At 67.8% G+C, this 13,306-nt stretch carries 11 protein-coding genes; 9 read left to right on the forward strand and 2 right to left on the reverse strand.

All coding sequences use genetic code 11. From position 1 onward, the window contains the following. The first annotated feature begins 11 nt into the window (after positions 1-11). The 7 genes from FA702_RS08200 (at position 12) to FA702_RS08230 (ending at position 8,233) form a co-directional block, all read left to right on the forward strand. Positions 12-2,378, forward strand: coding sequence for a DUF2460 domain-containing protein (locus FA702_RS08200; RefSeq protein WP_136955748.1), 2,367 nt, complete (start codon positions 12-14; stop codon positions 2,376-2,378). Between the two features lies 1 nt (position 2,379). Continuing rightward, on the forward strand, positions 2,380-3,204 hold the full coding sequence (locus FA702_RS08205) for a DUF2163 domain-containing protein (RefSeq protein WP_136955749.1): 825 nt from the start codon (positions 2,380-2,382) through the stop codon (positions 3,202-3,204). Continuing rightward, entirely contained in the window at positions 3,201-3,596 is a 396-nt protein-coding gene (locus tag FA702_RS08210) for a C40 family peptidase (RefSeq protein WP_136955750.1), read from the forward strand. Before FA702_RS08205 ends, FA702_RS08210 begins: the two co-directional genes overlap by 4 nt. 6 nt (positions 3,597-3,602) lie before the next feature. Further along, positions 3,603-5,810 carry a phage tail protein gene (locus tag FA702_RS08215; protein WP_136955751.1) on the forward strand — a complete coding sequence of 736 codons (2,208 nt, stop codon included), beginning with the start codon at positions 3,603-3,605 and terminating at the stop codon, positions 5,808-5,810. A 31-nt stretch (positions 5,811-5,841) separates the two neighbouring features. Further along, positions 5,842-6,294, forward strand: a complete 453-nt coding sequence (locus FA702_RS08220; RefSeq protein ID WP_136955752.1) for a DUF2793 domain-containing protein — start codon at positions 5,842-5,844, stop codon at positions 6,292-6,294. A gap of 197 nt (positions 6,295-6,491) precedes the next feature. Next, positions 6,492-7,586 (forward strand): OmpA family protein, encoded by a 1,095-nt coding sequence (locus FA702_RS08225; protein WP_136955753.1) that lies wholly within the window; start codon positions 6,492-6,494, stop codon positions 7,584-7,586. A gap of 95 nt (positions 7,587-7,681) precedes the next feature. Beyond that, the gene (locus tag FA702_RS08230; protein ID WP_255504766.1) at positions 7,682-8,233 is read left to right on the forward strand and encodes a superoxide dismutase family protein; all 552 of its coding nucleotides are present in this window, start codon (positions 7,682-7,684) and stop codon (positions 8,231-8,233) included. A 10-nt stretch (positions 8,234-8,243) separates the two neighbouring features. On the opposite strand, the gene FA702_RS08235 is transcribed toward FA702_RS08230, so the two are convergent. Then, the gene (locus tag FA702_RS08235) at positions 8,244-9,242 is read right to left on the reverse strand and encodes a GDP-mannose 4,6-dehydratase (protein ID WP_136955754.1); all 999 of its coding nucleotides are present in this window, start codon (positions 9,240-9,242) and stop codon (positions 8,244-8,246) included. A 101-nt stretch (positions 9,243-9,343) separates the two neighbouring features. Then, a complete protein-coding gene (locus FA702_RS08240; protein ID WP_136957310.1) occupies positions 9,344-10,660 on the reverse strand; it encodes a nucleotide sugar dehydrogenase in 1,317 nt (438 codons plus the stop codon). A gap of 195 nt (positions 10,661-10,855) precedes the next feature. Here FA702_RS08240 and wecB point away from each other — a divergent pair, with 195 nt between their 5' ends. Both wecB and wecC read left to right on the forward strand, forming a co-directional pair. Continuing rightward, the gene (gene wecB, locus FA702_RS08245; RefSeq protein ID WP_136955755.1) at positions 10,856-11,986 is read left to right on the forward strand and encodes a non-hydrolyzing UDP-N-acetylglucosamine 2-epimerase; all 1,131 of its coding nucleotides are present in this window, start codon (positions 10,856-10,858) and stop codon (positions 11,984-11,986) included. Next, positions 11,967-13,298 (forward strand): UDP-N-acetyl-D-mannosamine dehydrogenase, encoded by a 1,332-nt coding sequence (gene wecC / locus FA702_RS08250; RefSeq protein ID WP_136955756.1) that lies wholly within the window; start codon positions 11,967-11,969, stop codon positions 13,296-13,298. Before wecB ends, wecC begins: the two co-directional genes overlap by 20 nt. Positions 13,299-13,306 lie beyond the last annotated feature (8 nt).

Below are 13,306 nucleotides of genomic sequence, written 5' to 3' on the forward strand. Positions count from 1 at the left end.
GAGCACGAGACATGAGCTTCTGGCTCGCCAAGCGCCGCACGGTGCAGCAGACGGACACCATCCAGCGGTTCGATCCGCGTTTCTGGACGGTCGATTTCCCGCGCCCGGCGATGGCCGCCGTGACCACGATCGCGCCTGACGGGCTGCGCGTGGACGCGGTGTTTCTCAAGGCCGATGACATGGTCGGCCTGATCTGGGAAAGCGAGGACCGGTGCGACCATCCGCTGCTGTCCTACGAAACCAGCCGCGACTACAGCCGGCTGACGCTGGCGTTCCGCTGGCGCTCTTCCGGCGTGATGCCGCTCGACGCGCTCGACGGCCCGACGCTGACGATCGAGGGGCGCGATGCCGCCGGAGCCCTGCACACCTGGTACGTGCGGCTGTGGAACTACGCCACGGGAACGCCGACCGACGCGCGGATCACCTTGCGCTTTTCCGATCTCGCCGGCGGATTCACGCTGCCCAGCGAAGCCGACGCGGTCCATCCGGCGGACATCGACCGCCTGTTCGTGTCGCTGGTGGCGCCGGGCTATGACGCGGGCAGCGAGACCCCGTTCGCCGCCGCCGCGAACGGCTGGGTGGAAATAACCGACATCCGCTGCCAGGGGCACAGGCCCATGCTGACGGTGGGCGACGTGATGATCCCGCCGCACGGGTTGTCGATCGCGACCGGATACGACGATGCCTATAACCAGACCCCGGCGCGCGTGCTGCGCGCGGTGCGGGGCCTCGGCTATCGGGGCAGCATCAACCACTACCTGGGGATGAGCCATTTCCTCGCGCTGGTGGCCGACGGCGCGGGCGGGTTCGTGGTCGACCCCGATCTGCCGGCGTTGAACGCCGCCGCCGACGCCTGGCACCGGGATTTTCTGGCGCGGGCGAAAGCGGCCGGCCATGCCGTGATCCTCTCGCAATCCTACGAGGTGCTGGCGCAGCATTGCCCGGCAGACTGGCAGCAGCACGCCGACGACGGCACACCCGCGCGGACCGGATGGTCTCCCCCTTCGGCCCTGCTTTCCCCGGCCAGCGCCCCGGCGATGGCGTGGCTGCGCAAGGTGGCGGTGACGCTGGCCGGCCTGATGCGCGATGCCGGGCAACCGGTGCTGTATCAGGTGGGCGAGCCTTGGTGGTGGATCACGCCCGATCGCCGCATCTGCCTGTACGACGATGCGGCGCGCGCGGCTTTCGGCGGCGATCCGGTGGTCATTCCCGATCTGGCGGCGGCGCTTTCGCCCGCGCAGACAGCGTTGCTCGACGCGGCCGGCGCGCTGCTGGCGCAATCGACGGCGGACCTGGCGGAAGCGGTGCGCGAGGCGGCCGGAAGCGCGGGCGCGACGATCCATCTTCTCACGTTCCTGCCCACGGTGCTCGATCCCGCCATGCCGGAAGCGCGGCGCGCGAACCTGCCCATCGGCTGGGCATCGCCCGCGTTCGACGTGCTTCAGATCGAGGATTACGACTGGGTCACCGCCGGCGCGGAAGGGTTGCGGGCGCAGGGCCGCGCCACCGTGGAAGCGCGGCTGGGCTATGCGCGCGCAGCACAGCATTACCTCGCAGGCTTCGTGCCCGATGCCGGCGGCGCGGAAAGCCAGTGGCCGCGCATCGATGCCGGCGCAAGCGAGACGCAGGCGCTGGGCGTGGCGCAATGCTTCGTCTGGGCCTTGCCACAAGTAAGCCGAGACGGCTTCACGCGGCTGCCCGATCCCGCCGCGCCGCTTCCCGAACCACACTCAGGCGAGGAACCGACGATGCAGGCTTTCGACGACGTGCTGTTCCCACTGGCGCTGGGCCGCGACGCTACGGTGACGCCGGAATTCGCGACCAGCGTGACGATCACCGCATCGGGCTTCGAGCGCCGCAACAGCCTGTGGTCCGATGCGCGGCTGCGCTTCGATGTCGGCCCCGGCGTCCGGTCCGAGGCGGAGCTGGGCACGCTGATCGGTTTCTTCCGCGCCCGGCGCGGGCAGGCGCGCGGCTTCCGATTGCGCGATCCGTCGGACCACAGCTCGTGCGGCATGACCGGTACGCCGACGCCGCTGGACCAGTGGATCGGCACGGGCGACGGCCTGACCGCGCGCTTCGCGCTGGCGAAGCATTATGGCGAAGGCAGCGAGGCGCAGCGGCGGCGCGTGACCCGACCCCGCGCGGACAGCGTGACCGTAAGCATCGATGGCGTCACGGCAGGCGGGTGGTCGCTGGAGGACAAGGGCGTGATCCTGTTTGCCGAAGCGCCGGCCGCAGGCGCGGCGATCCGCGCGGGCTTCCTGTTCGATGTGCCCGTGCGCTTCGCGGAGGACCGGCTCGACATCTCCGGCGCAGCCTTTGCCGCCGGCGAAGCGCCGAGCGTACCGCTGATCGAACTGCGCGAGGACGCCTGACATGGCCGGGAGCACCCGCACCTGGTTCACCGGCCCACTGGAAACGGTGGCTACCTGGTGGCGCATCGAACGCGCCGACGGCGTGACGCTGGGCTTCACCAGCCACGACCGCGATTTGGCGTTCGACGGCCTCACGTATCGCACCGCGCCCGGCATGGTGCCGTCCGCCATCCGCCGGACGGCGACATTCGAGGCGGACAGCGCGGAAATCACCGGCGCGCTGAGCCACGACGCCATCAGCGAGACCGATCTCGCCGCCGGGCGCTTCGACGGCGCGCGCATCGCCATGGGGCTGGTGGACTGGGAAACGCTGGAAACGACAACGCTGCACAGCGGAGCGATCGGCACGGTCGGACGGGAGAGCACCGGCTTTTCCGCCGAACTGCTTTCGCTGAAGGACCAGCTAAGCCGCGATGTGGTGCCCCGAACCGCACCGACCTGTCGTGCCGCGTTCTGCGGGGAAGGCTGCACGCTTTCCGGCACGCGGTTCGAGCACGACGCCACGCTGATGGATATAACGGAAGCCGGGGACGCGATTCGCATCGCCTGTGCCGTTCCCGCAAATGCCCTGCTGTTCGGCCGCGTGCGCTGGATCGACGGACCGAGCGCGGGCCTGACGCGGCACGTCATCGGAGTCGATGGCGACTGGATCGCGCTGGACCAACCGGTCTTCGCCACCATTTCCGACGGCGGACGCCTGCTGGTGCGCGAAGGGTGCGATCACACGCTGCAGACCTGCGCGGACCGCTTCGGCAACGCGGTGAACTTCCAGGGCGAGCCGTTCCTGCCGGGCAACGATCTGCTGACCCGCTATCCCCCGGCATGAACGCCGATCTGGCCGCCGCCGCGCTGAACCTGATCGGCACGCCGTTCCGGCTGCACGGCCGCGATCCGGCGACGGGGCTGGATTGCGTGGGGCTGGTCGCCGAGGCCATGCGCCGCGCCGGATTTCATCCGGTTCCGCCCGGCGGATACGGCCTGCGCGCCTTGTCCGTCGACGCGCTGGTTCCCCATGCGGGGGCCAGCGGCCTCGTGCCCGTGCCGCGCGACGGCGACGTAGTGCTGGCGCGCGTCAGCCCGGTGCAGGCGCACCTGCTGATCGCCGCGCCGGACGGCTTCGTCCACGCCCACGCCGGCCTTCGCCGCGTGACCTTCCTGCCCGGCCCCCTTCCCTGGCCGGTGCCGCTCGCATGGCGCATCCCGTCCGAAAGGCCCTGAACGATCATGGCAACGCTACTTCTGACCGCTGCCGGCACCGCGATCGGCGGGCCGCTGGGCGGCGCAATCGGTGCCCTCGCCGGACGCCAGATCGACGCGGCGATCATTGGCACCCGCCAGATCGAAGGCCCGCGCCTGAAGGACCTTGCCGTCCAGACATCGAGCTATGGCTCCGCGCTGCCGCTGCACTTCGGCACGATGCGCGCCGCCGGGAGCGTGATCTGGGCGACCGACCTGCAGGAACATGCGACGCGCGAGGGCAGCAAGGGACGCCCCACGGCAACGCGCTATAGCTATACCGCGTCGTTCGCGGTGGCGCTCGCCAGCCGCCCGGTCAGCGGGATCGGCCGCGTGTGGGCGGACGGCAACCTGCTGCGCGGGGCGGCGGGCGACCTCAAGGTGGGCGGGGCCATGCGCGTCCACACCGGATACGGCGACCAGCCGGTCGATCCGCTGATCGCGCAGGCCGAAGGGATCGACCGCTGCCCTGCGTTTCGCAACACCGCCTACGTGGTGTTCGAGGATCTGGAACTCGCCGATTTTGGCAACCGCATTCCATCGCTCACGTTCGAGGTCATCGCCGACAGCGAGGGCTGCACCATGGCGCGGATCATCACCGCGCTACTGCCCGAGACTCTCAGCGCGGCCATCGACACGGCATTGTCCGGCTTCAGCGTGGATCAGGGAACGTGCGGCGATATCCTTGCCACCCTGTCCGATGCGATTCCCCTCGCCTGCGTGGTGCATGACGGCGTGCTGGACATCCGGCTGGCAGAAACGGTCGGCGATACCCCCGCCCCCCTCCTGCCCCAACCGGCGGCGACAGGCGACGGCAACCCGGACGACACGAAGGGCGACGGATGGACTCATCGGCGCGAACCTCTGCCGACGGTGCGCCAGTGCGGCGTGCGCTATTACGACCCCGCGCGCGACTACCAGCCGGGGCTGCAACGCGGCATCGGACGCAGCGAGGCGGGCACGCTGGCGGTGATCGAACTCCCTGCGGCGATCGACGCCGCGCAGGCCCGCTGGCTGGCGGAAGCGGCCAGCCAGCGGGCGAGCCGCCCGCGCGACACCATGCGCTATCGCGTGACCGAGATCGGCCCCGCGACCGCCCCCGGCGCGATCGTCCGCGTGCCGGTTGCAACCGGCCTGTGGCGGATCGAACAATGGGAATGGCAGCAGGACGGGGTGATGCTCGATCTGGTCGCGCTGCGCATGGGCGCGGGAACGGGCGGCGGCGCAACGACCGCCGATCCCGGCCGCTGCCTGGGCGCGATCGACCTGCCTGCCCCGCCTACCCGGCTGGTGGCGTTCGAACTGCCCTGGGACGGCATCGGCGATGGGAACACGCCCGCGCTGTTCGCCGGGGTGTCTGGTGCGAGCGCCGGCTGGCGCGGCGCGGCGTTGTTCGCAACCACGGTGGCCGGGGACGCCATGCGCCCACTGGGCGGCAGCGGCCAGCAGCGCGCCATCGTCGGAAAGTGCGAGTCGGCTTTGTCAGCGGCCTCGCCGCTGCTGGTGGACAGAAGCTCGACCGTGGATGTCCGCCTGGCCGCCGCCGATCTTGTCCTGGCCGATGCAACGCTGGCAAGTCTGCTCGACGGCGCCAACCGCGCGCTGATCGGCGCCGAAGTCATCCAGTTCATGCGCGCGGAGCCGCTTGGCGACGGGCTGTGGCGCCTGTCGGGCCTGCTGCGCGGACGCGGCGGCAGCGAAGGAGCGATTGGCCAGCACGCGGCCGGAGAGGACTTCGTCCTGCTCGACGACCGCATCACCACGCTTGACCCAAGGATCGTCGGCGAGGCGGCCAGCGCACGCATCGCAGCGATCGGACCGGGCGACGCGGCGGCCGTCAGCACGCCAATCGCGGGCGCCGGAACGACCTGCCGCCCGCTTGCGCCGGTTCACGGCGCGGTGCGGCAAAGCGAAACGGGCGGCATCTCCCTGACATGGGTGAGGCGCGCGAGAGGCGCGTGGGTCTGGGCCGACGGGGTCGACGTACCGCTGAACGAGGACGTGGAACGTTGGACGATAGGTTATGGCGACGCCGTAACGCCGGCTGTGGGATGGGAAACGGACGTTGCCCGGCTCGATCTCTCGCCCGCGCAGACCGAGTCACTGCTCAGCCTGGACGCGCCGCCCCAGTTTCACATCCGCCAGAGCGGACGCGCCGCGCTCTCCCGGCCGCTCACCATTTTCCTGCCGGACTGAACGCCAGTTCCTCCCCGATCGGAGCACGACCATGACCGACCCGACAAGTTTCGCCTCCACAACGGCTCGATTCAACCTGCCGCTGCTCCATGCGGGGCAGTCACAGAAGGAAGTGACGGTCAACGAAAGCCTGCTCCTGCTCGACTCGCTGGCGCACACGGCGGTGGAGGGGGAAACCGCCACGCCGCCGGAAACGCCGGAAAACGGGCAAGCCTGGCTGGTAGCGGCGGACGGCACGGACGCTTTCAGCGGGCATGACCAGGCCCTTGCCGTGTGGGGTGAAGGGGGATGGCGCTTTCTTCCCCCGCGCGAAGGCATGCGAGTGTTCGATCGCGAACGGCAATGCTTCCGCCTGTTTGCGGAAGAGTGGCGCGGTATCGAGGCGCCGGTGCTGCCCACGGGCGGCAGCACGATCGACGTGGAAGCGCGCGCATTTCTCGCCGATCTGGTTCAAAGTTTGCGGAATTGCGGTTTGCTCCCCTGAAATTACGGGAACAAACGCCCTCATGAAGCATTTCGGCGGAACATGAGGGTATTTCTGCCGCGGTTTACGAAGAGGCGCAGCGCAACAGCGTTGTATTTTCGCAACACCTGGCAAGCGTGCCCGCTTGCATGAGCACTTGAGAACCGGTAGACAACCGCCACGACGTGGCAAGATTATTGCAAAAAGGGGAATCAATAATGCGGAAACTGGTCCTAGGCCTGGCCATGGCGTCGAGCGCCCTGGCCACGCCAGCTCTCGCCCGGGATAAGTCCTGGTACGTCGAGGGTGACGCGGGTGCCATGATTGTGGAAGACATCTACAATTTCACCGGCAAGAACAACGACGGCACGCTGGACACCAAGGCCGGCTACGACTTCGGCGGCATCGTCGGCTACGATTTCGGCCCCTTCCGCCTGGAAGCAGAAGCCAGCTATCGTCGCGCCGAAGAAAAGGCCTATCGCAGCTCGACCCAGAACTACACCGACTCCCAGCTCGGTGGTGGCGCCAGCGCGCTGAGCTTCATGGCCAACGGCCTGCTCGACTTCGGTCCCGATGACGGCCTGCAGGGCTTCGTTGGCGGCGGCGTCGGCGTCGGCCGCGTCAAGAACGCAGTGATCACGCCCGTCACTGGCCCGACCTCGGTCAACGTCGTGGATTCGGACACCGGCTTCGCCTGGCAGGCTCTCGCGGGCATCCGCGCGCCGATCAGCAAGCACGTCGACCTCGGTCTGAAGTATCGCTTCTACAACCAGGACCACAACGATCTGGTGAACAACGCTGGCACGAACGTGCGCACGCGCTTCCGTTCGCACTCGCTGATGGCGACGCTGGCCTACAACTTCGGTGGCGCCGAACCGGTCGCTCCGCCGCCGCCCCCGCCGCCGCCGCCCCCGCCGCCGCCCCCTCCGCCGCCGCCCCCGCCGCCTCCGCCGGTGGCCGTGTGCAACAAGGGTCCGTACATCGTGTTCTTCGACTGGGATAAGTCGGACATCACGCCGGAAGCAGCGACCATCCTCGACAACGCGATCACCGCGTATGGCAACTGCAACAGCGTGCCGATCATGCTGGCCGGTTACACCGACCGTTCGGGCACGCCGAAGTACAACCTCGGCCTCTCGGCCCGTCGTAACACCTCGGTCCGTGCGTACCTCACCTCGCACGGTATCCCGGATGGTTCGATCACCAGTCAGGCCTTCGGTGAGGCCAACCCGCGCGTTCCGACCGCGGACGGCGTCCGCGAACTCCAGAACCGTCGCGTGGAAATCACCTACGGTCCGGGTTCGGGCATGTAATTTCAGGCTTTTTGCCGAAATCGAACGAGGGGTCGGAGCAATCCGGCCCCTTTTTCGTTATGGCTGACTAGGCACCATGCCAAGGAGGCCCAGATATGACTCGCTTGCCCCGCTCGCTCACGCCGCTGTCGCTGACCGCCGTTTCCCTGATGACGCTGACCGCCTGCGCCGCGACGGGACAGGCGGCGACATCCTCAACCGTTCTTGCGACCGCGCCGCTGGCAACCGCGGATGGTCATCCCGCAGGGAGGGCGGAACTGGTGACCAGTGGCGATCAGATCCTGCTGCATCTGACCGCATCGGGCCTGCCGGCCGGCGCACATGGCGCCCACCTGCACACCACGGGGCGCTGCGAGGCGCCGGGCTTTACCACCGCCGGGGGTCATCTCAATCCGGCCGGACACCAGCACGGCACCGAAAACCCCGCCGGCCCCCATCTCGGCGACCTTCCCAACCTGATCGTGAAGAATGACGGCACCGGCGAACTGACCGTGCCGGTCAGCGTGGCGCGCGCCGATTTCGATGCTCGCGTGTTCGACACGGACGGCACCGCCATCGTCATCCACGCGGGGCCGGACGACTACAAGACCGACCCCAGCGGCAACAGTGGCGGCCGCATCGCCTGCGGCGTGTTCGCACGCCCGTAAAGGCCCTACATCAGAGGCCGTGGTACTGCTTGTACCACGCGACGAAGTTCGGCACGCCGACGTCAATGCTGGTGGTGGGCTGGTAACCCAGGTCGTTCGCGATGGCGTCGATGTCGGCAAAGCTCTGGCGAACGTCGCCCGGCTGCATCGGCAGCAGTTCGACCTGCGCCTTGCGGCCGCATTCCGCCTCCAGAATCTCGACCACCTTCATCAGGTGTTCGGAGCGATGGTTGCCGATGTTGTAGAGCCGGTGCGGCTTGAGGCTGCCACCGGCCTTGGGCGCGCCATCATCGGGCGGCGGATTGTCGAGGCACGCCATGACGCCAGCGATGATATCGTCGATATAGGTGAAATCGCGGTACATATCGCCGTGGTTGAACACCGGAATCGGTTCGCCGGCGAGAATCTTGCGCGTGAAGATCCACATCATCATGTCAGGCCGCCCCCACGGGCCATAGACCGTGAAGAAGCGCAGCCCGGTGAGCGGCAGGCGATAGAGATGCGCGTACGTCTCGCTCATCAGTTCGTCCGCCTTCTTGGTGGCGGCGTAGAGCGACAGCGGATGATCGACGCGATCGTCGACCGAGAACGGCAGCTTTTCATTGCCACCATAGACCGAGCTGGAGCTGGCATAGACCATGTGCTCGACCTGGCGATGGCGCCCGACCTCCAGCATGTTGAGGTGCCCAACGAGGTTCGCCTGAACATAGGCGTGCGGGTTTTCGATCGAATAGCGCACCCCGGCTTGCGCGCCGAGATGGACGATCCGTTCGAACTCCAGCCCATCAAGCGCGATGGTCACCGCCGCCATGTCCGCGAAATCGACCTTCAGGAACGTGAAGCGGTTGCCGCCCAGCTCCTCGAGCCGCGCCAGACGCGCTTCCTTGAGCCGCACGTCGTAGTAATCGTTCACGCAATCGATCCCGATGACCGTATCGCCGCGAGCGAGCAGTTTCTGCGTCAGCGAAAAGCCGATGAAGCCGGCAACGCCGGTAACCAGTACGCGCATCGTGTTCTCCAGGCCCCGAACCGGGGCCGATTCATATGTCAGTCAAAGCGCGGCGGCCACAACGCCCGCGAACGGGCGAAGTTCTGCCCCGTCGCGCACGATCAGAGCTGCCAGTCCGCCTTGCCGTTGAGAACGCCCTTCAGGTCGGCCAGCGTGCCGCCCGGCGCGACGAGAGCCGCGATCGCCTCTTCGCCCAGCGCCAGATAGGTCTGGTGCGGCACGGCGAGCAGAACGAGATCGTAGGTCCGCTCCAGCGCGTCGGCAGACAGGTCCAGTCCGTATTCGTGCCGGGCTTCGCCAGCATCGGCCATCGGATCGTGCACCGTGACCGCATGCCCCATCCCCGCCAGCGCGTGAATGACGTCGGCGACCTTGGAATTGCGCAGATCGGGCACGTTTTCCTTGAAGGTCAGCCCCAGCACCAGCACGCTGCCCGCGGCCCCGCCGCGCTTCGCGTGCAGTTCGTCCGCCACCCATCGCGCCATCGTATCGTTGACGCCGCGCCCGGCGAGGATGACCTGCGGATCGTGCCCCAGCGCCTCGGCCCGGTGCGAAAGGTAGTACGGGTCCACGCCAATACAGTGGCCACCGACCAACCCCGGCGTGAACGGCAGGAAATTCCACTTGGTGCGCGCCGCTTCGAGCACGTCCCACACGGAAATATCCATTTTCGAGAAGATTTGCGCGATCTCGTTCATGAACGCGATGTTGATGTCGCGCTGGGCATTCTCGATCACCTTGGCCGCTTCGGCCGCCTTGATCGAGGCGGCGCGGAACACGCCGCCGCTGGTGATCGCGCCATAGAGATCGGCTACCCGGTCGAGCACCTCGGGCGTCTGCCCCGACACCACCTTGGTGATCCGGTCGATGGTATGTTCACGGTCGCCCGGATTGATCCGTTCGGGGCTGTAGCCGAGGAAGAAATCCCGGCCACACACCAGCCCCGACGCCTCTTCCAGCAGAGGCCCACAAATCTCTTCCGTCACCCCCGGATAGACCGTGCTTTCGAACACCACCACCGGCGTGCGCCCTTCCCGCACGGCAGCCGGAAGCATGGCGCCGACGGTGCGCGAGGCGGCTTCGACAAGGCGCAGATCCGGGCGATTCGCGTCATCGATCGGCGTCGGCACCGTCACGATGTAGAAATCGCTGGGCGGGCAGACCTGCGCATCGCTGGTGACCCCGAGACCCGAGAGCGAAAGCTGCCCGGCCTCGATCTCGCCCGTGCGGTCGTGCCCTTCGGAAAGTTCGGCGATGCGGCGGCGATCGATGTCGAGACCGGTGACGAAGAACTGCCGCGCCAGCGCCACCGCCAGTGGCAGCCCGACATAGCCGAGGCCAACCACGGTCACCCTTGTCGCCGCGGTGACGGAACCAGTGGCCCCGGGCTGTGGCTTGGCGGCAATCGGGGGGTACATGGCAGTCACAGGCAGGCCTTTCCTTCGCGCGGCGCGCACGCCGCTGTGTGCCCGCTTTAGGCCAAGGCTCTTATTTCGTCGTTAATGGCCCGGCGCGAATTGCCGGCGGATCGGCGCCAATTCCTGCCGCAAGACGGTTGCCGCATCGCCGGCCCCATAACACGGGTTTAACGACTGGGTGATAGGAGCGTGCCGATGACCAAGACCGTCCTCGTCGTATTCGGCACCCGCCCCGAAGCCATCAAGGTGTTCCCCGTGATCCACGCCCTGCGCGCGGACCCGCGCTTTCGCGTGGTGACGTGCGTTTCGGCGCAGCACCGGGGCATGCTGGACCAGGTGCTGGACATCGCGGGGATCGTGCCCGACCACGATCTGGACCTGATGCGCCCGGACCAGACGCTCGACGGGCTGACCGCCGCGCTGCTGACCGGGCTGGGCCGGGTGATGGACGCCGAACAGCCGGACTGGGTGGTGGTCCAGGGCGATACCGCCACGGCCATGGCCGGCGCGCTAGCCGCCTATTACCGCAAACTGCCGGTGGCGCACATCGAGGCCGGACTGCGCAGCCACAACATCTATCACCCCTGGCCGGAAGAGGTGAACCGCAAGATCATCGGCGCGATCGCGGCGCTCCATTTCGCCCCTACCGAGACTTCCGCCGCGGCGCTCCATGCCGAAAACGTCCCCGCCGACACGGTCCATGTGACCGGCAACACCGTGATCGACGCGCTGCAATGGATCACCGCGCGCATCGCCGCCGAACCGGCGCTGGCGGCAGGCCTCGGCGAACTGGAAGCGCGCTTTGCGGGCAAGCGGATCATTGGCGTGACCAGCCACCGGCGCGAGAACTTCGGTGGCGGACTGGAAAACATCGCCGAAGCGATCCGCCGCATCGCCGCGCGCGAGGACGTGGCCCTGATCTTCCCCGTCCATCCCAACCCCAACGTGCGCAAGGTGATGGACGCGGCGCTGGCCGGCCTTGCCAACGTGGCGATGATCGAACCGCTCGACTACCCGCATTTCGCGCGGCTGCTGGCGATCAGCGAGATCATGCTGACCGACAGCGGCGGCGTGCAGGAGGAAGCGCCCGCGCTGGGCAAGCCTGTGCTGGTCATGCGCGAGACCACCGAGCGACCCGAAGGCGTGGCCGCCGGCACGGCAAAGCTCGTTGGAACCGATGCGGACCGTATCGTTTCCGAAATCTTCACCCTGCTCGACGATAAGGCTGCCTATTCGGCCATGGCGCGCGCCCACAACCCGTTCGGGGATGGGCAGACATCGCGCCGCATCGTGGAGCTTTTGGGACATGTCGAACCAGCCCGGTAACCTCAAAACCGGTGAAGTGAAGCCCGACGTCTGCGTTGTCGGACTGGGATATATCGGCCTGCCCACCGCCGCGATCATCGCGCGCGCGGGGTGCCGGGTGCTGGGCCTCGACGTGTCCGAACGCGTGGTCGAAACGATCAACCGCGGCGAAATCCATATCGAGGAAGTCGATCTCGACGGGCTGGTGCATGGCGTGGTCCAGCGCGGCCTGTTGCGCGCCTCCACGCGGATCGAGCCGGCCGACGTCTTCGTGATCGCGGTGCCCACGCCCTTCGAGAAGGACGAGCACCACACGCCCGACATTTCCTATGTGCTGGCGGCGGCGACAGAAGTGGCCGCCGTGCTGAAGGCGGGCGATGCCGTCATCCTCGAATCCACCTCTCCGGTGGGCACGACCGAGAAGATGCGCGACCTGATGGCCGGCCTGCGTCCGGACCTGAAGTTTCCGGGCCTGACGCGTGAAACCCCCGACGTTTCGATCTCCTACTGCCCCGAACGCGTGCTGCCGGGCCGCATTCTGGAAGAACTGACCAACAACGATCGCTCGATCGGCGGCATCACCCCGCGCTGCGCGCGCAAGGCGCTGGCCTTCTACAAGCGCTTCGTCCGCGGCACCTGCGTGACCACGGACGCGCGTTCGGCCGAGATGACCAAGCTGGTCGAGAACGCCTATCGCGACGTCAACATCGCCTTCGCCAACGAACTGTCGGTGGTGGCGGACACGATGGGGCTGGACGTGTGGGAAGTGATCCGGCTGGCCAATCGCCATCCGCGCGTCAACATCCTCCAGCCCGGCCCCGGCGTGGGCGGGCACTGCATTGCGGTGGACCCGTGGTTCATCGTCCACGGCGCGCCCGAACAGACGCCGCTGATCCGCACCGCGCGCGAAGTGAACGATGGCAAGATGCACCACGTGATCGCCAAGGCCACGGCGCTGCTGGAAGCGCATCCGGGCGAGAAGGTCGCCTGCCTGGGCCTGGCGTTCAAGGCCAACATCGACGATTTCCGCGAAAGCCCGGCGCGCTATGTCGCGGCGACGCTGGCACGCCGCTTCGGCGATCGCATCAGCGTGGTCGAACCCTATGCCTCCGCCCTGCCGATCGAGTTCACCGACACCGGCGCGGCGCTGATCGACCTCGACACCGCGCTGGAGGATTGCGGCGTGCTGATCGTGCTGGTCGATCATGACGTGTTCCGCGTGGTGCCGCTGGCCGAACGCAGCGGCAAGGCGGTGTATGATACGCGCGGCATCTGGCCCGATCAGCCGGTAGCGGAAGCGCCGGCAGCCGGATCGCTGCGGCTCGCCAGCTAGAACCGCCC

It is taken from the genome of Novosphingobium sp. EMRT-2 (assembly GCF_005145025.1).
In the GTDB taxonomy this organism is placed as follows: Bacteria; Pseudomonadota; Alphaproteobacteria; order Sphingomonadales; family Sphingomonadaceae; genus Novosphingobium.